Source organism: Pseudomonas sp. TH39(2020), assembly GCF_016650715.1.
Classification (GTDB): domain Bacteria; phylum Pseudomonadota; class Gammaproteobacteria; order Pseudomonadales; family Pseudomonadaceae; genus Aquipseudomonas; species Aquipseudomonas mandelii_C.
The window spans coordinates 903,146-929,823 of sequence record NZ_JAEKFF010000008.1; the positions used below are offsets into that span (position 1 = coordinate 903,146).

General features: G+C 55.8%; 22 protein-coding genes. 10 read left to right on the forward strand and 12 right to left on the reverse strand.

Annotation, left to right across the window (positions count from 1 at the left end; all coding sequences use genetic code 11):
* Positions 1–39 precede the first annotated feature (39 nt).
* The gene (locus JFU47_RS32505) at positions 40–690 is read right to left on the reverse strand and encodes a LexA family protein (RefSeq protein ID WP_201188445.1); all 651 of its coding nucleotides are present in this window, start codon (positions 688–690) and stop codon (positions 40–42) included.
* A 129-nt stretch (positions 691–819) separates the two neighbouring features.
* Here JFU47_RS32505 and JFU47_RS32510 point away from each other — a divergent pair, with 129 nt between their 5' ends.
* The gene (locus JFU47_RS32510) at positions 820–1,161 is read left to right on the forward strand and encodes a DUF6124 family protein (RefSeq protein ID WP_123366193.1); all 342 of its coding nucleotides are present in this window, start codon (positions 820–822) and stop codon (positions 1,159–1,161) included.
* 654 nt (positions 1,162–1,815) lie between these two features.
* Here the strand turns inward: JFU47_RS32510 and JFU47_RS32515 are convergent.
* The 3 genes from JFU47_RS32515 to JFU47_RS32525 all read right to left on the reverse strand — a co-directional run bounded on the left by JFU47_RS32515 (position 1,816) and on the right by JFU47_RS32525 (position 4,994).
* Positions 1,816–2,646: an inositol monophosphatase family protein gene (locus tag JFU47_RS32515; protein WP_201188541.1), complete on the reverse strand. Its 831-nt coding sequence runs from the start codon at positions 2,644–2,646 to the stop codon at positions 1,816–1,818.
* Positions 2,647–3,036: 390 nt separating this feature from the next.
* The gene (locus JFU47_RS32520) at positions 3,037–4,416 is read right to left on the reverse strand and encodes a DEAD/DEAH box helicase (protein WP_201188446.1); all 1,380 of its coding nucleotides are present in this window, start codon (positions 4,414–4,416) and stop codon (positions 3,037–3,039) included.
* Complete coding sequence (locus JFU47_RS32525) at positions 4,413–4,994, reverse strand: hypothetical protein (RefSeq protein WP_201188447.1); 582 nt, start codon at positions 4,992–4,994, stop codon at positions 4,413–4,415. The genes JFU47_RS32520 and JFU47_RS32525 overlap by 4 nt, the downstream gene beginning before the upstream one ends.
* Positions 4,995–5,105: 111 nt before the next feature.
* On the opposite strand from JFU47_RS32525, the gene JFU47_RS32530 reads away from it, so the two are divergent.
* Entirely contained in the window at positions 5,106–5,357 is a 252-nt protein-coding gene (locus JFU47_RS32530; RefSeq protein WP_201188448.1) for a helix-turn-helix domain-containing protein, read from the forward strand.
* Between the two features lie 609 nt (positions 5,358–5,966).
* Entirely contained in the window at positions 5,967–8,252 is a 2,286-nt protein-coding gene (locus tag JFU47_RS32535) for an AAA family ATPase (RefSeq protein WP_201188449.1), read from the forward strand.
* Between the two features lie 151 nt (positions 8,253–8,403).
* Here JFU47_RS32535 and JFU47_RS32540 read toward each other — a convergent pair whose 3' ends face one another.
* The 5 genes from JFU47_RS32540 to JFU47_RS32560 form a co-directional block, all read right to left on the reverse strand.
* Positions 8,404–9,402: a bile acid:sodium symporter family protein gene (locus tag JFU47_RS32540; RefSeq protein WP_201188450.1), complete on the reverse strand. Its 999-nt coding sequence runs from the start codon at positions 9,400–9,402 to the stop codon at positions 8,404–8,406.
* A gap of 226 nt (positions 9,403–9,628) precedes the next feature.
* Positions 9,629–12,709 (reverse strand): efflux RND transporter permease subunit, encoded by a 3,081-nt coding sequence (locus JFU47_RS32545; RefSeq protein WP_201188451.1) that lies wholly within the window; start codon positions 12,707–12,709, stop codon positions 9,629–9,631.
* Complete coding sequence (locus JFU47_RS32550) at positions 12,706–13,893, reverse strand: efflux RND transporter periplasmic adaptor subunit (protein WP_201188452.1); 1,188 nt, start codon at positions 13,891–13,893, stop codon at positions 12,706–12,708. Before JFU47_RS32550 ends, JFU47_RS32545 begins: the two co-directional genes overlap by 4 nt.
* Positions 13,890–15,266, reverse strand: coding sequence for an efflux transporter outer membrane subunit (locus tag JFU47_RS32555; RefSeq protein WP_342215407.1), 1,377 nt, complete (start codon positions 15,264–15,266; stop codon positions 13,890–13,892). Before JFU47_RS32555 ends, JFU47_RS32550 begins: the two co-directional genes overlap by 4 nt.
* Before the next feature lie 189 nt (positions 15,267–15,455).
* Positions 15,456–16,190 carry a response regulator transcription factor gene (locus JFU47_RS32560; protein ID WP_201188454.1) on the reverse strand — a complete coding sequence of 245 codons (735 nt, stop codon included), beginning with the start codon at positions 16,188–16,190 and terminating at the stop codon, positions 15,456–15,458.
* Positions 16,191–16,333: 143 nt separating this feature from the next.
* Here JFU47_RS32560 and JFU47_RS32565 point away from each other — a divergent pair, with 143 nt between their 5' ends.
* Both JFU47_RS32565 and JFU47_RS32570 read left to right on the forward strand, forming a co-directional pair.
* On the forward strand, positions 16,334–17,026 hold the full coding sequence (locus JFU47_RS32565; RefSeq protein ID WP_201188455.1) for a response regulator transcription factor: 693 nt from the start codon (positions 16,334–16,336) through the stop codon (positions 17,024–17,026).
* On the forward strand, positions 17,004–18,368 hold the full coding sequence (locus tag JFU47_RS32570) for a sensor histidine kinase (protein ID WP_201188456.1): 1,365 nt from the start codon (positions 17,004–17,006) through the stop codon (positions 18,366–18,368). The genes JFU47_RS32565 and JFU47_RS32570 overlap by 23 nt, the downstream gene beginning before the upstream one ends.
* An 85-nt stretch (positions 18,369–18,453) precedes the next feature.
* Here JFU47_RS32570 and JFU47_RS32575 read toward each other — a convergent pair whose 3' ends face one another.
* Positions 18,454–18,657, reverse strand: coding sequence for a co-regulatory protein PtrA N-terminal domain-containing protein (locus JFU47_RS32575; protein WP_201188457.1), 204 nt, complete (start codon positions 18,655–18,657; stop codon positions 18,454–18,456).
* A gap of 283 nt (positions 18,658–18,940) precedes the next feature.
* Between JFU47_RS32575 and JFU47_RS32580 the strand changes: the two genes are divergently transcribed.
* Positions 18,941–19,870: a dihydrodipicolinate synthase family protein gene (locus JFU47_RS32580; protein ID WP_201188458.1), complete on the forward strand. Its 930-nt coding sequence runs from the start codon at positions 18,941–18,943 to the stop codon at positions 19,868–19,870.
* 21 nt (positions 19,871–19,891) lie between these two features.
* On the opposite strand, the gene JFU47_RS32585 is transcribed toward JFU47_RS32580, so the two are convergent.
* The gene (locus JFU47_RS32585) at positions 19,892–20,824 is read right to left on the reverse strand and encodes a LysR family transcriptional regulator (protein ID WP_201188459.1); all 933 of its coding nucleotides are present in this window, start codon (positions 20,822–20,824) and stop codon (positions 19,892–19,894) included.
* 258 nt (positions 20,825–21,082) lie between these two features.
* On the opposite strand from JFU47_RS32585, the gene JFU47_RS32590 reads away from it, so the two are divergent.
* The 3 genes from JFU47_RS32590 (at position 21,083) to JFU47_RS32600 (ending at position 24,461) form a co-directional block, all read left to right on the forward strand.
* Complete coding sequence (locus tag JFU47_RS32590) at positions 21,083–21,814, forward strand: SDR family oxidoreductase (protein WP_201188460.1); 732 nt, start codon at positions 21,083–21,085, stop codon at positions 21,812–21,814.
* Positions 21,815–22,309: 495 nt separating this feature from the next.
* Positions 22,310–23,635 (forward strand): MFS transporter, encoded by a 1,326-nt coding sequence (locus tag JFU47_RS32595; RefSeq protein WP_201188461.1) that lies wholly within the window; start codon positions 22,310–22,312, stop codon positions 23,633–23,635.
* Between the two features lie 52 nt (positions 23,636–23,687).
* Positions 23,688–24,461, forward strand: coding sequence for a class II aldolase/adducin family protein (locus JFU47_RS32600; protein WP_201188462.1), 774 nt, complete (start codon positions 23,688–23,690; stop codon positions 24,459–24,461).
* On the opposite strand, the gene JFU47_RS32605 is transcribed toward JFU47_RS32600, so the two are convergent.
* Positions 24,458–25,387, reverse strand: coding sequence for a LysR substrate-binding domain-containing protein (locus tag JFU47_RS32605; protein WP_201188463.1), 930 nt, complete (start codon positions 25,385–25,387; stop codon positions 24,458–24,460). The two genes, JFU47_RS32600 and JFU47_RS32605, sit on opposite strands and share 4 nt — an antisense overlap.
* A gap of 118 nt (positions 25,388–25,505) precedes the next feature.
* Here JFU47_RS32605 and JFU47_RS32610 point away from each other — a divergent pair, with 118 nt between their 5' ends.
* Positions 25,506–26,675, forward strand: coding sequence for a M20 aminoacylase family protein (locus tag JFU47_RS32610; protein WP_201188464.1), 1,170 nt, complete (start codon positions 25,506–25,508; stop codon positions 26,673–26,675).
* The last annotated feature ends 3 nt before the right edge of the window (positions 26,676–26,678 follow it).

Here is a 26,678-nt window from a genome sequence, read left to right on the forward strand (position 1 = left end):
AATGAAGATCGGTCCTACGTCTTGCGAGGACCGATCTGATTAGAACCTGGCTGTCGCCTGAACCACCACGCCGATAATTCGGCACTCCTCGGTGTAAAGGGCTTTCGGATACGTCGGATTGAGCGGGACCAGGTAACGCTGCCCGCCCTCTTCTATCAGTTTGCGGAAAACCGCCTCGGTACTGTCCGGCCAGTGGGCAATCACCAACTTTCCGGGCTCCGGCACAATGGCCGGGTCTACCAGGATCATCATGCCCTCGGCGATGCTGATGCCAGTAGGCGCGGTCATCGCATCGCCTCCCACACTCAGCCAGAAAGCCGGGCCCTGGGCGTGGTAGTCAGTCAGCTCGAAGCGTTCCTCCTTGCGGTACACCGTCAGCTCGCCATCGCGCAGTTGCGCCGGCTCCTTCCAGTCACTGACCGGGTAGCGGAAGTACGGGTTGTACTTGAGCGCCAGGGGCATTTCCTCCTCTTCCAAGACGAGTGGTTCGCGGATCACCAACGCCACTTCGAGAAAGTCCATGCCCAGCGCCTTCAACACACGGTTCATGTTGACGACGCCAGGATCGCGGCGTTTGTTCAGCCAGTGGCCGACGCCGCCCTGGGACATCCCGAGGCGATCTGCGAGTTCTTCTTGAGTGATTTTGAGTTCACTCATCTTGGCCTTGACCAATTCAATCCATTTATCCATGTGCGGCACGATACGTGGGCGCCTCCGGCCGTCAAAACACAAATTGTAGTATTTAATCTCTCGTCATAAATACAGTACGTACTAGGATTGGTTCACGGATCTGAATCTATCACGGAGTTTGCCATCGCCATGTCCATCCCCTGCAACGACCTGCCTGACATGCAAATCGACACTTCCCTCACCTCGCCAAAAGGCTCTGCCGCCGCGCAACGAGCACTGGACTATTACTTGAAACCAGCTGTTTCAGAGGAAGTGGTCGAAGAACGTTTCTTTGACGTAAACCGCAACATCAGCTGCGAAGAGGCGCTGGTCCATGCCACGGATTTGCTACGTTGTGCCGCCGCCATCGCGTACGAGTCAGCCAGCAATCTGCAGGGCGCAAGCCGGGACCTGGCGTTTTCAGCGGTGCACATGATCGACATGGCCAAAGCGATGGTGGATCGATCCCTGGAGGGCGATCAGAACGGGTGAGACACGGGTGCTTGCGAGGAGGACGGGAAAGATTTTTCCAATCGCGCAGATAAAAGCATTTGACTTGCAAACGAGAATGATTATTATTGCGTGCAGCTGGTCGCGAGATCAGTCGATTGTCCAAGTGACCTTAGGTCGGTCTCCTGGACGATCTCCTCATCAGGCTAATCACGGTTTTTGACCCGGCTTTTTGCCGGGTCTTTTTTTTGCCAGTTATTCTGGCTTTACCTTCAGGCTAATGAAGTCTTTAGGTGCTGCAAATTCGAATGGCTCGGATGATATCAAAAGAATATCCGTAGCCAAGAGAAGCCCGGCATCATTGGCCCAAACTAATCAAAAATAGCGCTTGAGAATCAATCGCGCAGTCTCTAAGCTGCGTCGGCGTCAAGGAGGACGCCCCCCGCTTCCCCCCCAGAATTTCCCCCGGTTTTTTTCCTATAGGCGTGGCGCATCGCTATACGGGTATTCCAACACCTTGCAATGATTGGTCCTATAGGCTCGTAGAGTGGTCGCTACGTTATATGGAAATCCTTGGACTGAGACGTGACGATCTTTCGTATAGTGCATACCGAAAGACAGCGTTGCTCAGCTCCATGCTCAGTTGGATCACCTACAAGAAACGGCAAGCATACCGAGGGTGTTGTAAGCACCATCTTAGGCTTGGCTATCATCCGCTGCGAAAACACGACTCCAATCCCGAACCACCAATTCCCGACACGCGGTTTCTGATCCACCGAAGCAGCGTCGCGAGACAGCCATCATCTTTGATTCAGTTACATAACAAATTGGCTCTCCATGTTCGTCAAGCAAAACTCCACCCGCTCCTCTTAACAATGCATGCCCGGCAACTACGTCATGTGCATATACCGCGCAGAGAGAAACAGCGCAGACACCATCTCCTGCGGCAACTTTTGCAAGCCTATAGGCAATTGAGGGCATCGCAACAAAGCGGCCGGGCGAGCAAAGTTCGCGATTGATACTTGGTTGGTTCACGGCGGCTGAACTGACCATCACGCAGGTGCTGCTCGACAACTGCGTACCCGTAAGCTTGGTCATTACGGGCTCGCCATTGCGCAACAAGTTGGGCAAGCCTTCAGCCCAAGCGATGTGGTCGGGAATACCCTCTATCGTCACGGGGGCATAAACCACACCCAATACTGGCGTCTGTTTGTATAGGAGGCCAACTGAAATGGCTGAACCTTTGAGACCCTTCAGAAAATCACTGGTGCCATCATTCGGGTCAACAACCCAACACCAGGGGTGTCCTGTAAGGGTGCGTCCGGTTTCCTCACCCCAGAAGTCGCAGGAATGAAGGTCAATTAATTGCTGACGCAAAGCATATTCAATTTCGACATCCACTACTGCCTTGTCGCCCTGCCCCCTTGGCCCATCAACCCGATCCCATTCTGAGGAAAGTAGCTTCCCTACCTGCGAAACCACTTCGATGACCTGGGAAAGCAGCGTTGGAAGGTCAGGGTGTATCAGTTGAGGTTTAATCGAAACGCCAGCAAGTCTTCCTGTTGGCTCATCTAACGAATCAACTCGCACAATGGCATCCAGAAAACGATTCGAAGCTTTAGCAGATCTCGTAGCCATCAATAGCCGGGCTTCTACCTCAAATTGAACCGTTACAGACCATTTCTTTGTTTTTGCTTTGCGTCTTCCTTTCATTGCCGCCCCCTGCACTTGATGAGAAATAGCGTCTCGTTGTCGTGCTAGTCGAAGCCAAATATCTACTTCCCCCACCCGCGCGATTTAGTAAGAATTTGGTCCGCCGCACTCAGACGCTGGGTGCTTGCAGCAGTAAGCAACAAAGGGAGCGTTCGGGCGATTCTGCTAAAAATGATACCTCTTGATCACTTTCAACAAAGCACATCAGAAAACGGCCAGCAGCTGCTGACGGTAATCTTTCGAAAAACTAATTTGATAGGACGTTACCGCTGCCAAATCATTCGTCGATAACCCAGCAGCAGCGGTAGAAGCAGAGCTGCATTTTTCGTCCAGCTCATCTTGCATGGAAAAAAACCCATCATCAGCTACCGACCACGCATCGGGCTCAGGTGTACCCAAGGCGCACAGTACTGCCAAATCATCAGGCAAATCATCAGCAATACGCTGGGAAAATCGCTTTAGTGTCGGCTCTGCCAACACAAACAACCAGGCTTGGTCATCAATCTCACCCATGCGTCGAAGAACCCTACCCAGAACCTGACGGTAGTGCAGTTCTGTACGTATTCGACTGAGATAACAGCAAATCTGTAGCCGAGGAATATCGGTTCCCTCACTGATCATTCCTACAGCAACTATCCAACGACAGTCACTATTTTTGAAGTCGTTGATCACTTGCTGTGCGTCTGGTGTTCTGGTGGTTACGACCTGGAAGCTTTCTCCTTTACTCTTCAGCGCCAAAGCGACTTGATGAGCGTGTTCAATATTCGTAGCCACTACCAAGCCAGCTGCATCCGGCTTGAGCTTACGCACGCTATCGAGCTTCTCTCTTCCCAAATTGAGTAACTGGTTGAGCGCATCGTCATGACAGAGTAGGTCTTCGTATGAGACTGGCGATTCCCGCAGCAGATTAGCGATACTAGGAAACGTTCTAACGGTACTGTCATTATCAACATCTTCCGTGAGCCTCAGCATCTGGTTATCCAACAGAACGATGCGAGGAGACCGGCAAACACCATCGGCAATGGCTTCTTTCAGCCCGTAGCGATAGTCGCAAATCAGTCGGCCTTCTGGGTTGGAGTAACGGGCAAGAGCAATGCGCCTGTCATCAGAGCGCCATGGCGTACCAGACAGGGCCAAAGTGAACGTTGCACGATCTTGCATTTTCTGGAGAATTTGCTGTCCCCAAGCATTGCTCAACAGCGGATCGTAACCAGAGCAATGGTGGATCTCGTCGAAAACGGCAAAAACGCGATAGTCGTCAAAAAGCCTCCAGAAGGCTTGATCTTGATATTCCATTGCCTGATAGGTGCGGGCAGCGCCGACGGCCCCAATAAGGCCATCCAGACGCTTACCAAGCACCGCTGAGAATGTAGAGCGAAAACTATCCACGACTTGGCATGACGGCGCAAAACAGAGCACCAGATCAATCTTGCCCTGCTCTAACAGGCATCGGGCCAACTCTGCGGCCATACGCGTCTTCCCAGCGCCTGGTGTCGCCTGACAGAAGAAGTGCGGCGTAGTTATGTAGTGGTCCAGCGCAGTATCAATACACTGAGTCTGCCATTTTCTCGTCGATACTCTCATCGCGTAGACAAAACCGTTTTGAGTGTCTTCTCGACAGCTCGGAGGTGGCCCAGAAGACGGGAGCTTCGGTCCCGTGCTTCGAGATACTCGCCCTCCATTTGGTCTTTGAGGTGCGGCATTTCGTCGAGGAGCTGCTTGTAACGCTCCGCCTCTCCCATCGACGAAAGGAAGTCGAGCCGAATCTCTTTGAGTATGGACTCCAAATGTTCAGTCACGTCTGACCCAGACAGCTCTGGGTCCGAGCTCTGAGGGCGCTCTTGCAGTTGCTTGCTCACAGACTTAACGCTGTTCTCATATCCATTATCAATGAGCTCCACCTGCAGGTTCGCCGGAAGGGGTTGCAAGTGGTAGATCTGGCCCCTTTTTCGTCGTTTTTCATCCTGAATTACCCACCCGATACGCAGCATGCGCCGGATTTGCTCATACACATATCTTCGCAGGTCACTACTACCAAAGGTCATGGCCTCCAAATGTTTGGCGTAGGCATCACGCAAATCCCGGGTCGTAAACTGGCGATAGTCCCCCTGCTGAAACAGGTCGTAGAGCCGCCTGTCGACGATGAATGAATCCGATTTCATGCAGGCACCTGGAAGGGAAATACGCGGAACAACAAAAATACGGATTATAATCCGTGGTTGATCTATCCGCAAACGCAGGATAGTGCCGCCTCAGTGGGAACCGAGGCGGTTATGCATCAGCTTGCAAAGGCATTGGGCGAAAAGATACGGGTACAAAGAAAGGCCAGAGGACTCTCTCAAGATGCCTTGGCACTTTCCTGCAAAGTGGATCGAAGCTATATGGGACGCATTGAGCGTGGCGAGGTGAACATCACTATTGAAAAGCTGTACCGCATAGCAAGCACATTGGAATGCGAGCCTAAGAGCCTCCTACCCGAAACGCTTCAACTTCACGAGTTAGCTTCCGATTGTTCGGAAAAGTAACTAATCCGCATTGAGCCAACAAACTCGGTGGATCTCAGCTCGAGCCTTTAATTTCTCCCCCTTCCATCTCTTTCGGCGTTCACCGTCTGGTTGATTGCACAGGGGGCATCCATTCCCCACTATCTGATGTGGCAGATCACTTTGCCGGGGCAAACAACCCGCAAGACCGATTTAAGGTGCTGCTCGTTCCTATGGTTGTTGCACTGACAGCCAAGCGGCCCATGAATTTTCACTACGTTTTAAATTTTGATCATTCCGACTTGAACTAGGGGTCAGCGCTCACGAACCTTCCACCGCGGATTCTCACTCAGAGCCCTAGAAAGTGGCGGTGCGAGCCCATTCGTTTTCCGTCCGAGAGGTGGACTGCTATCGGATCGATAGCGGCCTATGTGACAGGCAGAAAATCAGCCAGAAACGGCTACTAGGCTGTTCATGACGGTCATAGATTTTCCCTGCCGCGATAGTTGTCATATCGCGTCTAAACTCTGAAGAGCCCAAAGCGAAAAGCTACTGCACAATGGCATAGGTATCGGTCGTCTGACCTCGTTTGGTCGCCCGGCATAAACGCTAATCTGTGTTTTGTCTCAGTCCTATTGAAAGGAAGCCATCGTGCTGGAGAGAATTGAATGGATTCGCGGAATTGGGTTGCTCCACGACGTCGACGGGAGAGCTCTAAAGTTTTCTAACACCCAACTGATTTACGCCGACAATGGCCGAGGAAAATCGACTTTTGCCAGTGTCTTGCGATCAGTAGCTACTGGCGATGCCTCCGCCCTTCTTGAACGCAAGACTATTGACGGGACAATTGCACCGGATGCTTCTTTAACATTTGGTAGCGGTCATAAGGTCATCTTCACCAAAGGCAAGTGGTCTGAACAACGGCCTGAGCTTCTTGTATTCGACGCAGAGTTCATAGAAAAAAACGTGCATTCTGGAGGAGTCGTTACACCCGGCCAACGCAAAAATCTTCTGCAGTTCGCGTTGGGTGCATCCGCCGTAAAAGCGCGAGCCATTGAAGAGAAGGCGACCAAGGAGTCATCGGAAGCTAATGCTGCGGTTGCTCGCATAACGGCGCAGCTTGCCGGATATCATCAGGGCATGCTCCTTCCAGCGTTCCAGAAGTTAGCGCCTACAGCCGATGCTATAGCACAACCTCAGATCGATAATTTGCGCAAGCGAGTACAGGTCGCGCAGAACATAGACGCGGTGTTGCTAAGGTCGCTTCCAGAAGAAATTCCGGAACCGTCCTTCGACCTAGATGCCCTGTTCAACATCCTCAATCTTTCACTGAAAGATGTAGAGGAGAACGCAGAGCAAAAGGTATCTGCCCGTATTGCTAAGGCAGGCAACCCCACTATCGAACGATGGGTCAGCGAGGGCCAAGTGTTCGACGACGGATCGGTGTGTCCTTACTGTGAACAAGACACTACGGGAGTGGAGCTGGTACGGGCGTATAGGACCCATTTCAATAAAGAGTATGAGCAGCTCAAGAGCAGTGTGTCTGTGCTTGAGCGAGGCGTCCTGGCTCGGACCTCGGACGCGGTAGTCGACAAGCTTGGCTTAGGTACTGCTCACGCCTGTGCCGCCATCGGTTTGTGGGCGGTGGAAGTTCAATTCGACAGCCCTGTATTCGCCATCGAAAAAGCCAAGGCAGACATTGCGGTGTTGCGGGAAACCCTGCTGAGTCTGGTCCAGACTAAGCTGAACAAGCCATTGGAACCCATCGGCGATGACTCTGAGAAAACCCAGTGCAAACTCCAGTGGGGCACCGTGCTGCAGCATATCCAAGACACCAATGCCCAAATTTGCCACGCCCGTCTGCTGATCGACGCGTACCGCCAAGGTCTGAAATCCGAGAATATCGGTACGATGAACCAAGAGGTGTTGAGATTGCAACTAGGCGTGACTCGCGGAAAAACGGAAGTGAGCGAGCTGTTGACGTCCCTCGCCACCGCGAAGAAAAAGTCCCAAGAGGCCGAGGCTCAGAAAAAAACGGCACGAGCCACGCTTAATGATCAAATGACGACAACGCTGACTGTGTTCCAGACATCGATCAACAGGATCCTGAAAAAGTTTGGGGCATCGTTCAGCATAGAGAAAATGGACAGCAATTTCCGGGGCGGATTGCGAAGCGAATATGGCCTTTCGCTCCGTGGGATGTCTATCACGCTCGATGGAACACCTAAATTTGCCACTGCATTGAGTGAAGGTGATAAACGAACATTGGCCTTTGCCTTCTTCGTCGCCACAGTCAGTTCGGACCCCGATCTGAAGAACAAGGTCGTGGTGATCGACGATCCGATGTGTAGCCTGGATGCTAATCGCAAAACCCAGACAAAGGAGGTACTCAAGGTTATTAGCAGCCGCGCCGAACAGCTCATCGTGTTAGCGCATGACCCGTTTTTCGTTCGAGATCTGAAAGAGGCGCTTAGCCAAAAAGGCGCACCCGCTTTGCAGGTCCTGCAGCTGCAACACTCAGCGGACGGATACAGCCAGCTGGCGAGATTCAACGTTGAGCAGGAATGTGAGTCGCCATTCTTTAGACATCACCGTTTGCTCATGGAATTCTGCTCGGGTACCGCCCACGACTCTCGATCTGTTGCCAAAGCCATCCGTCCATTCCTGGAAGGATACCTACACAGAAGATTTCCTGGATTGGTGCCGAGGGATCTTATGTTTGGGGGCGTACTGATGCTCATTGGTACGGTGGGCGCGACAGACCCCTTGAGCTATGCCAATCCCCTCGTGGAAGAGCTGCAAGACATCAATAGCTATGCGGGCCAATTTCACCACGATACCAATCCTGGGGTTTGCGAAACACTGCCTGTCATCACTTCAGAGCTACTGGCCTATAGCCAGAGAGCGCTCACACTGGTTTACCGGGGCACAGTGTAGTGCGATTGCATAAGTCCGCTTGGAGTCCGGTTGGTGTGAAAACTCATGCGCCGTTTTGAAGTCTGCGTTGCTCCGTGAAATTGCAACGCAGCTTTGTGCATGAGTCGAGATGTAGCCTTGATCAGAACAGGCCGATAGCCGGCCCTGGTGGTCAAGGATCTACTTGCCCCATTAGTTTGGCCACCGATTCCTGGCGATTGGCATAGCGCTGCGCGAGCACCGCACAGACCATCAGCTGTATCTGATGGAACAGCATCAACGGCAGGATCAGCACACCGATGGTGCTGCCAGCGAACAACACCTGAGCCATCGGCACACCGGTAGCCAGGCTTTTCTTCGAACCACAGAAGAGGATGGTGATGCGGTCTTCCTGATTGAAGCCAAAGGCTTTGCCCAATACGGTGGCGGCCACCAGCACCAGCCCCAGCACCACACAGCAGGCCACCACCAGCCCAGCCAGGTCCCGGAGCGGGATCTGGTGCCAAATGCCTTCGTTCACCGCTTCGCTGAACGCCCCGTACACCACCAACAGAATCGAGCCCTGATCAACGAACTTCAGCCAACTCTTGTTGCGCCCTACCCAGGCGCCGATCCAGCGCCGCGCGATCTGTCCGGCAATAAACGGCAGCAACAGCTGCACGCTGATCTTCACAATCGCATCGAGGGTCGAGCCGCCTTCGCCATGCACATTAAACAGCATCGTCACCAACAACGGCGTCAGAAAAATCCCGAACAGACTGGACGCCGCCGCGCTGCAAATCGCCGCCGGAATGTTTCCGCGAGCCAGCGAGGTAAAGGCTATCGCCGACTGCACCGTTGCGGGCAACGCGCAGAGGTAAAGCATGCCCATGTACAGATCGTCGCCGATCAATGGCGACAGCAACGGTTTGAGCGCCAGACCGATGAGCGGGAACAACACAAAGGTCAAACCGAACACCAGTAAATGCAGACGCCAGTGGCCAGCCCCGGCGATGATCGACTCGCGCGACAGTTTGGCCCCATGCAGGAAAAACAGTAGGGCAATGGCGATGTTGGTCAACCAGCCGAAGCCCACCGCGACCTGACCGCTGGCGGGCAGCAAGCTTGCGAGAGTGACCACGCCGATCAGGGTCAGGGTGAAGTTATCGGGTAAGAAACGAGGCCGTGTCATCAGAATCATCCGGGGTTGCAAGAAACGTGAACACGACTCTAACGCGCCGGTGGATTACCGACTAACGCTAATAGCCCAGTAGATGTCGCTTAAAGGACATCATGATGGTTTAAGGTTCAGAATTCATCCGGCTTTCAGAGCGCACCAACCCCGGCATAAAGAACCAGCGGTGTATGGCAAACACTGAATCGACCCTGCTCCTGCAGACACATTACCAATCTCTGCGTCAGCCGATTGCCAGTTGTGCCGCAACATCTGGACGTCGTTTGCGCAGACGGTTGAACCAGAGATAGACCACTGGCGTTGTATATAACGTCAGAATCTGCGAGACAACCAAACCACCCACGATGGCGATCCCCAGCGGCTGACGCAACTCCGAGCCGGCACCTTGGCCGAATGCCAGGGGTATGGCACCGAGCAAGGCTGCCAGTGAAGTCATGAGGATTGGCCTGAGCCGCAGCAGGCAACCCTCGCGGACAGCATCCACGGAGGCCAACCCGCGCTGCTCGGCTTCTAATGTGAAGTCGACGATCATGATCGCGTTTTTCTTGACGATGCCGATCAGCAAGATAATGCCGATCATCCCAAGCACCGACAAATCCTGTCGGCAGAGAATCAAAGCAAGCAATGCGCCAAAACCTGCTGACGGCAGCGTCGAGATGATGGTCAATGGGTGAATGGCACTTTCATACAGCACGCCAAGCACGATGTAGACGGTGAGGATCGCCGCCAGAATCAACCACGGTTGAGACTTGAGTGAGTCCTGAAACGCTTGAGCCGTGCCCTGGAAACTACCCTGCACGCTGTCCGGCATGCCGATCGCCAGCGACGTTTGCTGGATCGCATCCACCGCCTCGCTCAAGGCATGCCCTGGCGCGAGGTCAAACGAGAGGGTGATCGCCGGGAATACGCCTTGATGGTTGATGACGATGGGCATCAGTTCGTTCTTGATGTCGGCCAACAGGCTCAGCGGCACCATGGCGCCTGAAGTGGACCGGACATAAAGATGGTTCAAGGTCTGGATCGACAGCTGCCAGCGCGGATCGACCTCAAGGATGACGTGATTCTGATCGAGTTGGGTGAACATCGTCGCCACCTGCCGCTGACCAAAGGCGTCATACAGCACATCGTCGATGGCCTGCACGGAAACCCCCATCCGTGCCGCGGTGGGTCGGTCAATGACCAGTGTCGCCTGAGTGGAAGCCTGCTGCTGGTCGGAGGTGACGTGCTGCAGTTGCGGTAATGTCTTGAGTTTGTCCAGCAACACACCGCTCCAGTGATCCAGCTCGACGCTGTTCGGGTCTTGCAAGGTGTACTGGTATTGCGTCTTGCTGGGGCGGCCACCGACCTGGATATCCTGGTTGGCCTGAAGGAACAAACGGATGCCCGACACCTGATTGAGCTTGGGCTGCAGCCGGGCGATCACCTGCTGTGCGGAGGCCGTACGTTCGCTGAACGGCTTGAGATTGATGATGACTCGCCCCTGGCTGATGGTCGGGCTCGGTCCGACCCACGAATACACCTTGGCGATATCCGGGTCCTGGCCTACGACGTCCACCAGCCGCGCGACCTGAGCATTCATCGCCTTGGGCGAAATGTCCGACGCCGCTTCGGCAATGCCCTGAATCAAACCCGTATCCTGCTGCGGAAAAAAGCCTTTAGGGATGTAAATGTAAAGCGCTGCTGTCGCGACGAAGGTAGCCAACGCGATGGTCAGGGTCATGCGTTGATGAGCCAGGACCCAATCCAAGCTGCGACGATAGCCGTTGTGAATACGGGTAAACGCGTCTTCGCAAGCGTGTGCAAAGCGACCGGGTTTGACGCCATTGTCATGATTGAGCAACCAAGCACAGAGCATCGGCGTCATGGTCAGGGATACGACGCACGACATCACAATCGCCACGCTGACGGTCACTGCAAATTCGCGCATCAGGCGCCCAACGATGCCGCCCATCAACAGGATCGGCAAGAACACAGCGATCAAGGAAAGGGTCATCGAGATGATGGTGAATCCCACCTCTCGCAAGCCATCAATGGCGGCCTGCAAGCGTGATTTGCCCATCTCCAAATGACGGACGATGTTTTCCATCACGACGATCGCGTCATCGACCACGAACCCGACCGCGATCGCCAGCCCCATGATCGACAGGTTGTCCAGGCTATATCCCAACAGGTACATCACGGCGAAGGTCGCCACCAGCGAAAGCGGAATGGTCATCGCAGGAATAAGCGTTGCGGTGGCCTTGCGCAGAAACACGAAGATCACAACAACCACGAGGGCAATGGACAGCAAGAGCGTGAATTGCACGTCGTTGACCGACGCCTCGATGGTTTGGGTCCGGTCGCCAATGACATGGACCTGGACGTCCTTGGGCAGCGATGCGGTCAAGGATGGAAGCGTATCGACGATATTCTGCGTGGTCGACAACACGTTGAAACCGGGCTGCTTATGGATGTCGACGATGATCGTCGGTTCCTTGCCAAGCGCGGCTGATTGCTGCGTGTCTTCGGCACCGTCGATGACCTTGCCTAGATCACCGAGTTTGATCGGCACTCCATTCTTGTAAGCAATCACCTGTTCGCGGTAATCCTTGGGGTCGAGCAACTGGTCGGTAGCCCCCAGCGTGATCGATCGATCCTGACCATCCAGGCCGCCCTTGGGCTGATCCAGAGTGTTGATGCCGATTACACTGCGCACATCTTCCAGGGTCAGGCCGCGAGCGGCCAAGGCATCGGGATCGATCTGAATGCGCACTGCCGGCTTCTGTTCACCATGGAAATCCACCAGCCCGACACCTGGCATTTGCGACAGACGCTGTGCCAGATAGTTATCGGCGTAAAGGTCCAGCTCATGCAACGTGCGAACCGGTGACGTCAGCGCCAGCGACAGCACAGTGCCCTCCGCCGGGTTGACCTTGTTGAAGGTCGGCGCGCTGGTCATGGTTTTCGGCAAGTTGGCGCTGGCAGTGTTGATGGCTGTTTGCACATCCTGCGCGGCACCATCGATGTCTCGCGACAGATCGAACTGCAGCACAATCTGACTTTTACCTGCCGCGCTGGTGGAAGTCATCGAAGTAACCTGCGGAACGGCTGCAAATGCCCGCTCCAGTGGCGTTGCCACCGAGGTCGCCATCGTCTCCGCGCTGGCGCCCGACAACTTGGCGGTGACTTGAATCGTCGGAAAATCCACGGTTGGAAGCGCCGCGACCGGCAGCTGAAAATAGGCGACCGTCCCCAACAACATAACTCCCAGCGCCAGCAGGCAAAGACCGACCCGGCGTGGTATCAAACCTGCCAATGCGTTCATCGGCTGGCCTCCATCGCAACGGGTGTCTGCGTTTGGCTGTCTGCCTTGACCGGCGAAACCTTTGTGCCCGGCGCGATTCGTGACTGCCCCTGAACGACCACCGTTTCCCCCGGCGTCAACCCTTCACGAATCCACTGTTGGCCAGCAACCACTGCGTTAGCGTCGACCTGCCGGGGCTCCACCCGCTGATCGGCATCCACCACATACACGTAAGGCCCTTTCTGTCCTTGTTGCACAGCCGTTACCGGAACCACCGTGGCGTCGAGCCGGGTATTGAGTAATACCCGGGCGCTGACCAGTTCGCCTGGCCACAACTGACTGTCATCGTTGTCGAACTGCGCCTTGAGCTGGATCTGGCCACTGGCCGCCGACACCTGACTGTCGATGAAACTGAGTGTGCCACTGGCGATCTGCTTCTTGCCGTCACGGCTCATCGCCACGACTTGCAACGGCTGGCGAGCATTCTCTTCAAGGATTTGCGCAAGATCGTCCTGAGAGACAGCAAACGCCACGGAAATAGGATTCATCTGAGTAATCGTCACCAATCCAGTCGCCTCGGCGCCGTGAGCGATGGAGCCGACATCCAGCAGTCGCTGCCCGGTACGTCCGGTAAGGGGAGCGGTGACTTGGGTGAAGCTCAGCTGCAGACGTGCGTTGTCCAGCTGGGCCTGATCGGCCTGTACCGTGGCCTGTTGCGCCGCGAGTTGCGCGCGATAGGTGTCGACGTCCTGTGTCGGGCCGGCCTTGGCATTGGCCAGATTGGTTGCCCGTTGCAAATTGACCTTGAGGTTCGCCAGCTGCGCCTGATCCTTGGCAACCAATGCCTGAGCCTGAGCGACCAGTGCTTGATACACCCGAGGGTCGACCTGCGCCAATGACGCCCCGGCCGTAACCATCTGCCCTTCGGTGAACATCACCTTCTGCAATTCGCCGTCGACCCGCACCCGCACATTCACAGTGTTGAGTGCCTGCACGCTGCCAATCGCGTCCAGCCAGATCGGCAGGTCCTTGCGCTGCGCCGCTTGCATCACCACGGGCACCGCGGCATCGGCCGACGCTGCCGGTGAAGCCTGCACCCGACCTGACCAGACGTAGTGAAGCAACAGCGCAATCGCGGTCAGCGCAATGAGTACGGCGATGATGCGCAGGCGGCGAGAAAACGAAGCGGTATTGTCCGGAGTCATAGGTGGGACGCCTGAAGAGTAGAGGAAGACGATGCGAGGGACGCAGAGGTGCCGGAAGCGGCATTGGCAACGTTGCTGGCGGCGAAGTCACCGCCCAGTGCGCGGAACAGGCCGACCGCCGATTGCAGGTGTTGCACGCGAACCTGCAGCAACGTGTCTTCGGCCTGGTACTGGGTTCGCTCCACGATCAGCAGCGTCTGGAAATCGGTGGAACCGAGGCGGTAACGCACCTGGGCCAGCCTCGCGGCTTCGCGGGCCGACATGACGGCGGCTTCGTTCAGTGAGAGCGCCTGATCGAGCTCGCGGGTCGCACTCAATTGTGTTTCCACGTCCTGCAAGGCTTCGATCACCGACTCGCGATAACTGTCGGCCAATTCCCGGACATGCGCCTGATCGAAGTGCAATTGGCCGTCGAGCCGGCCACCGGCAAACAGCGGTTGCGCCAGGGTGCCGACCAGGCCCCAGATCCCGCTACCTGTCAGGGTGTCGATGCCTTTTTGTAAATCCAGGGTCAGGCTCGGGAAGTACGCGGCGCGCGCCACACCGACATCGAAATTGGCCGACTGCAGGCGCGCTTCTGCCGCCTGGATATCCGGCCGCTGACGCAACAGTCCCATCGGCAAGCCGCTGTCGGGACTGGGAGTGGTGAGATTTTGTAGACTGGATTCTTTCAGTTTAAAGCCCTGCGGCGGCGCACCGACCAGCACCGCCAATTGGTACAGCGCCATGTCACGTTGTTGACGTAGCGGCGGCATGGCGGCCTGAAAAGTTTGCAAGGTGTTGCGTTGCTGGGCGACTTCCAGCGTAGACACCGCCCCCTGACTGGCCTGGTACTCGACCAGGTCCAGCACTTGCTTCGCATCTTCGGCAATCGACTCGGCCAGCTTCAAACGGTCTTGCAGCGATAGCACCTGGAAATACGTGATGGCGATGTTGGCGCCCAACGTCATGCGCAACGTCTGCGCATCGAACACGCGGGCGTTGGCCAATACGTTGGATGAGTCTGCTGCCGCGCGGTTCTTGCCCCAGAAATCAACTTCATAGCTGGCGGCAGCGAAGGCATTGGCGGTCTTGGGCGTCGAGGTATGGTTCTCGCGCTGGTAATCCCCCCCCAGTGACAACAGTGGATACTGCGTGGCGCCCGTGACTTGAGCGATGGACCGCGCTTCTTCAATGCGGCTTAGCGCAGCCTTGAGGGTGTAATTCTGGTTAAACCCGCGAGCGATAAACTCGTTAAGTTCTGCGCTGTGAAACTCTTCCCACCAGGGGCCACCGCTGGCGGGTTTGATGGACGCGCCCTGCGCAGCATCCCAGGCAGGCGCCAGAGCTATTTCGGGTCGCTGATAGGCAGGCACCAAAGAACATCCGCCCACGGCCAGCCATAGGGCGACCGCCAGTGAGCGTGACGCGTACCGGGTCAAAAAATACCGCGAAATGAACGACGCTGTGTGTGCCGCAGCCATGTGCTGACGATCTCCGAAACCTGATGGAATACTCCACGAAGGGCTCGAAGATTAAGTAGCCGCGACTGTCAGCACGCTCCTCTGTGCTTAAACAATTTTTTAAGAAGCGTCTATTCCGCTGTCCTGAGCCTTCTCGGTGTCGAAAGGCCCGGGCTCTTCGTCGTTTTCCAGAAGGTAACCAGCACCCGGCACGGTGCGAATGACCGAACAGGGAAACCCCTCGTCGAGTTTGCGACGCAGGCGATAGATGTGCTTATCGATGACGTTGTCGTTAGGATCGAACGCATAATCCCAGGCGCTCTCCAGCAGCATGTCGCGGGTTACCACCTGTCCGCAGTGACGCATGAGTTTTTCAAGAATCAGCGACTCTCGCTGCTGCAGGACAATAGTCTTGCCCTGACGAACGACCGTGCGCGAGGTGCGGTTCAAGCGCAGCGGGCCGGCTTGCAAGGTCATGGTGTCACGGGGATGCGGGGCCGCCGAGCGCAGCAGCGCGTCTAGCCGCGCCAGGACTTCAACGAACGCGTAGGGTTTTGCCAGGTAGTCGTCACAACCGGCCTTCAGGCCTTCAACCCGATGCTGCGTCGAGGCCAGGGCACTGAGCATCAGGATGGGTGTACGCAGCCCGCGCTCACGCAGTTGCGTCACCAGTGCAATGCCATCCATCCCCGGCAAGCGGCGGTCAACGATCAGCGCGTCGTAGGCGCCCTCGATCGCCATCGACAGTCCATCACGGCCATCTTCGGTCGTATCGGCAATGTGCCCGCTTTCACTCAGACCGCGTACCAGATAGGCCGCCGCTCGCTGATCGTCTTCAACTACCAATATCCGCAAAACCGCCTCCGGGGTGGCCAGCTAAACTTTTTTTCATGTTGGCGCGACCTTTATGTTCACTACGCGTTGGCACACTATGCAACTGCTACGGGGTTCACACCAGTTCTCCGACTTCCATCAATTCCAGGGAGCACTTCGCGTCCATGCCCCATGTACTCGTGATTGAGGACGACGTCACCACTGCCAGCGAAATCGAAGCCGCCCTGCAGGATCATGGCTTTGTTGTGACCTGCGTCGACAACGGTCGAGAAGGATTGCTACAGGCCTTCAGTGACAACTTCGACCTGATCGTTCTGGATCGCATGCTGCCCGGATCGGTGGACGGCCTGGGCGTGCTCACCGCCCTGCGCGCCGCCAACATTGCCACCCCTGTGCTGATTCTCAGCGCGTTGAGCGCGCTCGATGAACGCGTCCGTGGCTTGCGTGCCGGCGGCGACGATTACTTGACCAAACCCTTCGAGTTCGTCGAGTTGACCGCTCGACTGGACGCTTTGAGCCGTCGTCACAGCGTCCCGGCCGGCACTGACCGTGAAAGCCGACTGAAAGTCGGCAAACTGGAAGTCGATCTGCTCAAACGTAGCGTGCGTCGCGGCGAACGCATCATCGAGTTGCTGCCCCGCGAATATGCGTTGCTCGAACATCTCATGCGCAATGCCGATCAGGTGGTGACTCGCACCATGCTGTTCGAAGCCGTGTGGAATTACAGCTTCGACGAACGCACCAACGTGATTGAAGTTCACATCGGCCGGCTGCGTCGCAAGATTGACGGCGAAGACGAAGAACCCATGATCCATACCGTCCGTGGGGCAGGCTATGTTCTCCGTTCACCTGAGTGAAATTCCCCGCACCATCAGCTTTCGCACCGGCTTGATGTTCTTGGCGCTGTTTAGTTGCTCCTTCCTGGCGCTATTTGGCTACATCTACTGGCAAACCGCGGTCTACTTGACGTCCGAAGCAGACGCGGCATTGCATCGCCAGGTGGACAACCGCAGCCGGCAAACGCCGGTGTTGCTGGAGGAAGAGATCCGCAGGCACAAGATCCAGGACGTCGAAGCACGCTTGCCTCACACCCTGTTCGATGAACAGGGCAAATTCATTGCCGGTGCAATACGTACACTGCCGCCCTTCCAGGCCTTCGACAAGCCAGAGGAGTTTCGCTGGGAGACGCCCAACGGCAGTAATCGGCCGATACGTTTCATGGTTCATCGACTCGACAACAATAGAATCCTGCTCGTCGCTCAGGACATGCACGACATTCGCGAATTCGACGAACTGTTGGTCAATGCCATGATTTCCGGCGGCAGCCTGCTGCTGTTGGTGGGGCTGGTCGGTGCAGTCCTCCTCGGCCACTCGGCGCGGCGTCGGCTGGACACGCTCAGTACTTCGATCAAAGGCATTATCGAGGGCGATCTCAGCGGTCGTCTGCCGACACGCGGCAACCACGATGACATCGACCGGATCGCACACGTGGTCAACGGCATGCTGGACGAACTTGAGCGCCTGATGAGCGAAGTCAAAGGTGTCTGTGACGATATCGCCCATGACCTGCGCACCCCGTTGACTCGACTGATTGCAGGACTTGAGCGCGCACAGCGCAGAGGCCTGCGGGAAGACGAGTACGCCGAAACCATCGACGCGGCGATTTCCGAAGCGCGCGGCCTGATGCAGACCTTTCGGGCTCTGCTGCGAATTTCGGAAATCGAGGGCAGCGCCCGACGCAGCAGTTTCTCGGAAGTAGACCTCAATCAAATAGGTGCTGACGCAGCGGAGTTTTTCGAACCGCTTGCCGAGGAACGCGGTATCACCCTCAGTTTCACACCTGCCAATACGCCAGCACTGCGCTCCGGAGACGCACAGTTATTGTTCGACGCTGCCTGCAACCTGCTGGATAACGCCGTCAAATTCGCCCCGGACAACGGATGCATTCAAGTGGCCGTCATTGTGGCGCCCGAGGGCCCCGGTCTGCGAGTCAGCGATAACGGCCCAGGCATTGAACCGGCCGAGCGCGAGGCGGTATTTCGACGGCTGTACCGCTCAGAATCGAGCCGCCACACTCCAGGCAATGGTTTGGGTCTGAGCATGGTTGCTGCAGTGGCACGCCTGCATGATATGACGCTCACCGTGTACGACGCCGAACCGGGCTGTCGGATGGATCTGATGAGCGTTCGCACGGTCTGAGATCGCCAGGCTCGCGGCCAACTTGGCTTAATCAAGCCAAGTTGGTCAGCGGATGATTTCTTAACATTGATGGGCGTGCGCACGATCAATTCGAACGGGCGGCATCGTCAGGTGATGCTTTCTGATTGGTGGCAACGGCAGTTGCAGACCCAGACTGTTGGGACGTTGTCATAGCGGATGCTCGTGCAGCCTCCATCCTGGCCATGACGGTGTCGCCTCCGCCTTCTGCCATCGCGGCTACAGAGGCACTCATCAACATCACGATCAAAAAAGCCTTTAGGGTGTTCATGGAAAATCTCCAGTATTGAGTTCAGCCAACACACTGTGTGCTGGCTTGAACTCATCCTGAAGCCATCGGCCTTTCACCCTGTTCCCCGCAAAATGAATTTTTTGACAGGTGTATTCTCCCGACAGTCCGGCAGAAGACAACCTTCAATTGATATCAAAACCGCATGAATTTGATGAGTAATCAGCGTTTGTCGCGCTGATTATCACGTCTTACCCTGACGCACAGAACCATGAAGGCGAGTGTCTCACGAGCCGTTCATCTGGCCCTGAATCTGGAGTTGATCATGCCTCTTACTGCCGATGCCAATGGCGTCTATCCCATCGCCCCAACGCCCTTTTTCGATAACGGCGACATCGATAAATCCTCGATAGACCGGATGGTCGATTTCTACCTGGAGTGCGGCTCGACCGGCATGACGGTATTGGGCCAATTGGGCGAAGCGCCGAAACTGGAATACTCCGAATCGCTGGATATCGCCAGCCAGGTTATCCACCGTGCCCAGAAGCTTCCCGTTATTGTCGGTGTGTCTGCTCCAGGATTTGCTTCGATGCGCGCGCTGACGCACGAAGTGATGGATCGCGGCGCTGCCGGGGTAATGATCGCGCCGCCAAACACGCTGCGGACCGATGACCAAATCGTCAACTATTACCATCAGGCTGTGGATGCCATTGGCGGTGACGTCCCTTTCGTATTGCAGGACTATCCACTGACCTTCTCGGTGCAGATGTCACCGACCGTCATTCGACGCATTGTTACGGAGCTGCCTTCATGCGTAATGCTCAAACATGAAGATTGGCCGGGGCTCGAAAAAATTTCCACTCTGCGCAACTTCGAAGCGCAAGGCACCCTGCGCCACATATCCATCATGGTGGGTAATAACGGCTTGTTTTTAGAGTACGAACTTGCCCGCGGCGCCGACGGTGCAAATACCGGATATGCCTTCCCCGATATGCTTTGCGATGTGGTGCGAATGACTAAAGCGGGCCAGATTGAAGAAGCCCATGATTTGTTCGATGCCCACCTCCCGTTGCTACGTTATGAGCAACAGCCAGGAGTCGGCTTGGCCGTTCGCAAGTACGTGATGATGAAACGTGGAATCTTGACGTCCGCTGCACAACGCAAACCTGCAGCACCCATGTCGGAGAAAGCACGCGTTGAAGTCGACAATTTGCTCAAACGTCTTGCCCGTTACGATCGTCGAGCTGACGTCTGAACATTGCCTGAGCCTGGCTGGCTAGCTCGGTGTTGGCCCGGTTTGGGCAAACCGCTTGATCAATGAGCCATCGTCAGGTCTGAGATGAGGCAAGCACAACTTGGCGGTTTCGATCAGGGCATTTATTTGCCCTGTGCGAACGGAAGCCTTGCTCGACAGCAACCCGACACGACGATTGAAGCCATCGAGAGGGAGCAAGTACTTGTTGAGGGATAACCCCTCAGGCCAGGGCCCTGTCCAATCAGGCACCAATGAAACACCCAGGCCTTCGTTAACGAACAGGCTGATGGCGCTGAGTGACTCAAGTTCATAACGCTCAACCGGCTGGATGCCCGCCTGACGGAGGTAGCTGTCGGCGTGCTTGCCCCCCCATAGATTTCGGTCATATCGAATAAGAGGTTCAACCGCGAGCGTTTCGTGAGGATGGTTTACTTCCATCGAAGAGGGTGTCAGCAGGATCAAGGGTTCCTCTACCCAAGTATGCCACTGGCACGTTTTAGGGATCTCGAATTGCGGCTCAATCATGACAGCGGCATCAAGATCACCATCACACACGCTGCGATACAGAGCCCCGGAAAACGCGGGCTGGATGAATATTTTGGCTTGAGGGTTGGAGTGGGTAAATCGAGCCAGGATAGGGGGTAACAAACCGGTGACCGCACTGAATGTAGCCCCCAATCGCAGCTGCCCCGTCATGGAAGGACTGGTGGCGAGTTCCCGCAGATCGTTGATCTCTCTAAGGACCGTATTGGCACGACTGAAAACCCTGTAGCCGGCTTCCGTCGCCACCACAGTGCGCCCCGCCCGGTGCAGCAAGGGTGTGCCGAATTCACTTTCGAGTGCGCGGATCCTGAGACCTATGGCGGCAGCGGTCAGATTCAAATGGCGGGCAGCTTCAGCGATTGAGCCGTGCTCGATCACCGCAACAAAGCTTTCGAGAAACTGAGATTCCATGATGGCCTCCTATGAGCGGCGCGCGAATTGTCGATTATTGTAAGTTGGCGCTCGGAGTATCCGTCATAGCAGCCCCTATAACGTTGAATATGACTCAACGTTTCGTGCAGTAAAGCTAAACGGAAGCTCATGTAGGTCGGTGTACCATTAAAACACTCAACGATTACCTGGACCGTATCGGCCGTTTTGGTCATACCCACCGCCATGCTTGCGGCCCGGCAACCAACCGAAGCTAGCCGCTTTGATTAGGAAGCTCTAATGAAAATGCAAGACCTCGCGGGAAAAATTGCTGTGATTACAGGTGCTTCCAGCGGTATAGGAGCGGCCACGGTGAAACTGCTGGTGGATGAGGGCGTGCATGTGATCATGGTCGCTCGTCGAGCAGAACGTCTTGCGGCATTGGCTCAACGCTTCGGCGACAAGGTTACGGTCATGCAAGCCGACGTGACCGATCAGGCCGAGGTCAAGGCCCTGTTTGCTGCGATTGGCGAGCGATTCGGCGGCCTTGATTTGCTTTTCAACAACGCCGGCCTCGGCGTCAGCGCAAAATTCGAACAGAGCACCGCCGCTGACTGGAAAAGCATGATCGACGTGAACATCCATGGCGTACTCAATTGCACTCAAGCAGCCATACCCCTTCTGCGAGGGCGGGCTGGGGCAATGATCTGTTCGGTTTCAAGCGTAGGGGGTCGATACGGCGTCGAGAACTGGTCGGTCTACAGCGCGACCAAATACGCCGTGATTGGGTTCCACGATGCCTTGCGTAAAGAACTGGGCCCGGATCGGATTCGGGTCACGGTCATCGAACCGGGAGCGGTGTGGACCGAGTTCGGTGAGAACGTGAGTGAGGCGTTACAAAATCGCCGCGAACAGTTGGACGCATTGAAGTCAGAAGACGTTGCCCAGGCGCTGGTCTACGCCTTTGCACAGCCAGCTAATGTGCTAATCGAGGAAATTCTGATGCGTCCGGTTTTGCAGGTAGCTCCCTGAATTCAATAAAGGGAATGGGCTGACGAGGTCTGCTGGAAAACGTCGAGCATGCCCTTCGCGATGAGCATACGAATGTAGCGGTCAACTAATCCCGGACACGACGTTGATGCTGTTCACTCAAGCGCAACACTGAACCTGTGGCGAGGGCGCTTGCTCCCTCGCCACAGGTTTTTTCGTTCGTCTCGAGATTTTCTTAAGTGAACAGCATTGCGGACACGAACGGCACTACCACCCACCGAACTGCTTCCCCCCTACGGATACTTCCTGGACCAGCACCGAGTCTTTTTACGTAAAAAAACAGGCGAAATAACAGCCCATGGTTGTGCGCACCAAGCTTTTTCGCACCACAAACGGGATTCCTGAGCAGTTGTTCATAAAAGCTCAACAAGCATTGAAAAAGCATGGTTTGCGACACTTTTAACCCGATGCTGAAATGACCCTCGATTCGAATCGCGCTCGTCTGGTTACCCACCTTGACTATAGGAAGAACTTGCTATGACCGCTCCCATCGTCTCCGCGAGGTTAAGTCCCGAGCTCTCTAGAAAGATTGTTTGGCGGTTGGCTCCAATGCTGATGTTGATGTACGTCATCAATCAGCTGGACAGAGCAAACGTCGGTTATGCGTCGCTGACGATGAACCAGGAAATCGGCATTACCATGGCCCAATACGGCCTCGGCACGAGCCTGTTCTTTCTGGGTTACATCCTCTTCGAAGTGCCCAGCAACCTTTGCCTGCATCGCTTTGGCGCCCGCATGTGGATGATGCGGATCATGGTGACCTGGGGATTGATCAGCGCCGCGTCTTGCCTGATTCAGAATGCAACCTGGCTCTACATCGCACGTTTCGCTTTAGGCGCCGCAGAAGCAGGCTTTTTCCCCGGTGTCGTTTATTTCCTGACCCTGTGGTTACCCACCCGTGACCGTGTTTGGTTGATGTCACTGTTCGTCATGGCAATCCCGATTACCGGCATGCTGGGTGCACCGATATCTACCTGGGTGATGCAGGAAGTGTCGCTGTTCGGCATGAGCGGCTGGCGTAGCATGATTCTGCTCGAAGCACTGCCAGCGATCATCATGGGAATTGTGGTCTTTGTACTGTTGCCAGACAGTCCCGAGAAAAGCACCTGGTTGTCTCCCGCCGAAAAGGATGAAGTCAAGCAGGCGCTGGAGTTGGAGCGCAAAGGGGTTCCTGTGGCTGGAGGCTCAACCCTCGCCGAGGTTCTGCGTAATCCAAAAGTCTGGGCTCTTGGCCTGGTCTACTTTGGCATCAATGCAACGATCATCAGCCTCCTGTACTTCCTCCCGCAAGTCGTCAAAGGGTTTGAGGCGAGCTTCAACGTCAAATACAGCATCTTTGAGGTGGGCCAGATCACGGCCATCCCCTTTACGGCGTCGATCATCGCGATGGCGTTCTATGGCCGCTACGTACGCAAACGCCCGTTCAGTGTCGCGTTCGTATCTGCACCCATGATCATTAGCGCCTTGGCACTTGCCAGCGCCTTGTACATGAGTTCCCCCATCCAGACGATGGTTGCCTTTTCGATCGGCGCCACCGGTTGCTTCTGCAGCATCAGTACGTTCTGGCAATTGCCGTCTCGCCTCCTGTCTGACCGGGGCGCCGCTGCTGGCATTGCTTTGGTCACGAGTGTGGGTGTTGCATCAGGGATGTTCGTGGGCTGGTTCATCGGCGCGGTGAAAGACGCTACCGGTTCCTACAACCTCGCGATGCTGGTCGTTGCAGGATTCATGACGCTCAGTGCCATCCTCGTGCTGTGCCTGGAAGCGCAGCGCCGCGTGAACCTCTCCCCCCTGAAAAGCTGATTTTCAATTAGAAACGCGGCGCGTTGCGCCGAAACTGCCCTTAGGTACCAAAATGACCAACCAAGCAGACATGTACATTCCCAAACCACTCGGGGGCGCCCTGCCAATCCCCGAAGCTTTTGCAAGTCATCAGCAGGAGCGAGAACACCGTAAGCGAACGCTTGCAGCGGCCTTCAGAGTGTTCGGGAAGCTGGGGCTTGCCGAGGGCATTGCCGGGCATATCACCGTCAGGGATCCAGAGTTTCACGATCATCTCTGGGTGAACCCCTACGCGGTTCACTTTTCTAAAGTCCGTCCGGAACATTTGATCCGCATTACGGAAGCTGGCGAGGTCGTGGAAGGCGACGGGCCAATCAACGCTGCGGCGGTGGCCATTCACTGTGGCATTCACAGTACATGCCCATCCGTCGTTGCCGCAGTACATACGCATTCGGTCTATGGCCGGGCGTTCTCGGCACTGCGTCAACCCCTGCTACCGCTAAACCAGGAGTCATGTGCGTATTTCGAGAATCAGGTGCTTTTTCAGGGTGATGTGGTCGTGCTCTCTGGAGATGAAGGTACACGCATCGGCCGCGCGCTGGGCACCAGCAAGAGTGCGATCTTGCTGAACCATGGCCTGTTAACCGTTGGAAGCTCTGTTGAAGCGGCAGCCTACCGATTCATTGCTATGGAGCGCTGCTGTCAGATCCAGCTCCTCGCCCAAGCTGCCGGAACGGTGCACGCGCTACCGGACGAAGAGGCTCGCCAGGTGAAGTCGCAACTTGGATCTGACTATGTGGCCTGGCTCGGCTTTCGAGGATTGATGGATGTGCACCTGGAGGATTAGCGGCGCAAGCGGTTCTGTGCTGCGTCCTGCTGATATTCAGCCACGGTGTCCAGTAACCAGGCCTCAAATAGCAGGAAGGCTTTGTTAAGTGCAGTGTGATCCGGATAGGCGCAATAAATGAAATCAGGACTTGGAAGGGTAACCGGATGAGCTTGAATCAATCGTCCCTGCTGAAGTTCTCTCCAAATGAGCGAGCGTGGAAGCAAGGCGACACCGAGCGACTCGAGTGCGGCGTTAATGGCCATGACGTACATCTCGAATCGATGGTCGGGAACGGTAGTTTCCTCCGTGTGAGCAAGCCCTACGGTCAGGCACCAGTCATGCCACGCGTCGGGGATGTCTCGCAGGCTGATTCTGGGCAATTGGTCAATTTCATCGAGCGAGAGTTCACCCTTCCCTCCCATCAATCCTGGGGCACATACCAGCAGCAAGTCATCGTCATTGAGCAAGCAACGCCCTTGCATGCCCGGCCACAGCGAGCGCCCGAAATAAAGGGCGGCATCAAAGTTGGAGTTGTTGAAAAAGTAGGGCTGATCGCGCCCCATCAGATGCAAGCGGATGTAAGGGTACAGCCGGTAGAAACCGCTAAGTTTGGGTATCAACCATTGGGCGCTGAAGCTGACCCCAATCGCAATATCAAGACTGATCTCCCGGCTTTGGCGCACCAGCTCCACGGTATCGCGCCGCAGATGCTCAAGATGAATGCGAACCCGTGCCGCATACCGTGCACCCGGGTCGGTAAGTATTACGCGCTGGCGTTCTCGTCGGAAGAGCGTTACCCCGAACAAGGTTTCCAGTTCGTGGATGCTTCGGCTGATGGCGCCGCTGCTAAGCGACAGTTCGTCCGCCGCTTGCGCAAAACTCTGGTGCCGTGCCGCAGCCTCAAACGCCTGAAGTGCACCCAGGCTCGGAATTCCGTTACGCACGTCTGCCCCCTATTGATTCACGGTACTTGTCATCTATACAGCCCAGCCGAGAACGCCTTTGAGACACGTTTTGTCTGGGTCAATGCTAACTAATATCGACGACCTTGAGAGGAACAACATGCCTTCATTTCGCGACCTGCCAACTTCATCGCTTATAGCCGAAGCCTCTGCCTGGAGACACGATTTTCACGCTCATCCAGAGCTTGCATATGCGGAACACCGTACCAGCGAAAGAGTCGCCCAGCTACTGGAAAGCTTTGGCCTCAGCGTGACCCGTGGGCTTGGCGGGACGGGACTCGTAGCGACACTCCAACGAGGATCAGGGCCTGCAATTGGTTTGCGTGCCGATATGGATGCCCTGCCCATGCAGGAAAAAAGTGATCATGCCTACGCATCTACCCATGAAGGCTGCATGCATGCTTGTGGCCACGACGGCCACACCTCCATGTTGCTCGCCACCGCCAAGCATCTCTGTGAATCCGATGATTTTACTGGCTGCGTTCACTTCATCTTCCAGCCCGCCGAGGAAACAGGTGGTGGTGCACGCAAGATGATTGAAGAGGGTCTTTTCGAGCGATTCCCTATGCTGGCGGTTTATGGGTTGCACAACTGGCCAGGTATCGCCCAAGGTTCGGTTAGCGTGAACCCGGGCGCGATGATGGCATCGCAGGACACCTTCGAAATTCTCATCCAGGGTTCCGGTGCACACGCGGCAATGCCGGAAAAAGGAATCGACCCGATCACCGTTGCCAGCCAGCTTGTGTCCTCTCTGCAAACCATTGTGTCGAGACGGATATCGCCGCTGGATTCGGCCGTACTCAGCGTCACCGTGATTGAAGCCGGCAGCGCCTACAACATCATTCCTCACACCGCGACCCTCAAAGGTACAGTGCGTTGTCTTGATCAAGTGGTGCGTAACCGTATCCAGAAAATGATCACGGCCATGGTCGAAACGTTACCGGTAGCTTTCGGCGCTTCGGGCACTGTTGAGTATCGCGAAGGTTATCCGGTGACCCAAAATGATCCGGCTTGTGCCCGGCGCGTGCGGGAGGTCGCAGTGCAGGTTCTAGGTGATGAGAATGTGCAGTGGGACGCAAAAGCCTCAATGGCCTCGGAGGACTTTGCTTACATGCTCCAATCGTGCCCTGGCGCCTATTTTTGGTTGGGCGCCGATGGTGCTCAACCTTCCCGCCCCTTGCATCACCCCACCTACGACTTCAACGATGAGCTTATTCCGACAGGGGTGCGCCTCTTCACCGCAATTGTGAGGTCTTATCAGGACGCTTAAACA

What these genes read in the sequence shown, in the direction of transcription:
- JFU47_RS32505 (WP_201188445.1), bottom strand. Translation starts at nt 690, where the DNA reads ATGGATAAATGGATTGAATTGGTCAAGGCCAAGATGAGTGAACTCAAA.
- JFU47_RS32510 (WP_123366193.1), top strand. Translation starts at nt 820, where the DNA reads ATGTCCATCCCCTGCAACGACCTGCCTGACATGCAAATCGACACTTCC.
- JFU47_RS32520 (WP_201188446.1), bottom strand. Translation starts at nt 4,416, where the DNA reads ATGAGAGTATCGACGAGAAAATGGCAGACTCAGTGTATTGATACTGCG.
- JFU47_RS32525 (WP_201188447.1), bottom strand. Translation starts at nt 4,994, where the DNA reads ATGAAATCGGATTCATTCATCGTCGACAGGCGGCTCTACGACCTGTTT.
- JFU47_RS32530 (WP_201188448.1), top strand. Translation starts at nt 5,106, where the DNA reads ATGCATCAGCTTGCAAAGGCATTGGGCGAAAAGATACGGGTACAAAGA.
- JFU47_RS32540 (WP_201188450.1), bottom strand. Translation starts at nt 9,402, where the DNA reads ATGACACGGCCTCGTTTCTTACCCGATAACTTCACCCTGACCCTGATC.
- JFU47_RS32545 (WP_201188451.1), bottom strand. Translation starts at nt 12,709, where the DNA reads ATGAACGCATTGGCAGGTTTGATACCACGCCGGGTCGGTCTTTGCCTG.
- JFU47_RS32550 (WP_201188452.1), bottom strand. Translation starts at nt 13,893, where the DNA reads ATGACTCCGGACAATACCGCTTCGTTTTCTCGCCGCCTGCGCATCATC.
- JFU47_RS32565 (WP_201188455.1), top strand. Translation starts at nt 16,334, where the DNA reads ATGCCCCATGTACTCGTGATTGAGGACGACGTCACCACTGCCAGCGAA.
- JFU47_RS32570 (WP_201188456.1), top strand. Translation starts at nt 17,004, where the DNA reads ATGTTCTCCGTTCACCTGAGTGAAATTCCCCGCACCATCAGCTTTCGC.
- JFU47_RS32575 (WP_201188457.1), bottom strand. Translation starts at nt 18,657, where the DNA reads ATGAACACCCTAAAGGCTTTTTTGATCGTGATGTTGATGAGTGCCTCT.
- JFU47_RS32580 (WP_201188458.1), top strand. Translation starts at nt 18,941, where the DNA reads ATGCCTCTTACTGCCGATGCCAATGGCGTCTATCCCATCGCCCCAACG.
- JFU47_RS32585 (WP_201188459.1), bottom strand. Translation starts at nt 20,824, where the DNA reads ATGGAATCTCAGTTTCTCGAAAGCTTTGTTGCGGTGATCGAGCACGGC.
- JFU47_RS32590 (WP_201188460.1), top strand. Translation starts at nt 21,083, where the DNA reads ATGAAAATGCAAGACCTCGCGGGAAAAATTGCTGTGATTACAGGTGCT.
- JFU47_RS32595 (WP_201188461.1), top strand. Translation starts at nt 22,310, where the DNA reads ATGACCGCTCCCATCGTCTCCGCGAGGTTAAGTCCCGAGCTCTCTAGA.
- JFU47_RS32600 (WP_201188462.1), top strand. Translation starts at nt 23,688, where the DNA reads ATGACCAACCAAGCAGACATGTACATTCCCAAACCACTCGGGGGCGCC.
- JFU47_RS32610 (WP_201188464.1), top strand. Translation starts at nt 25,506, where the DNA reads ATGCCTTCATTTCGCGACCTGCCAACTTCATCGCTTATAGCCGAAGCC.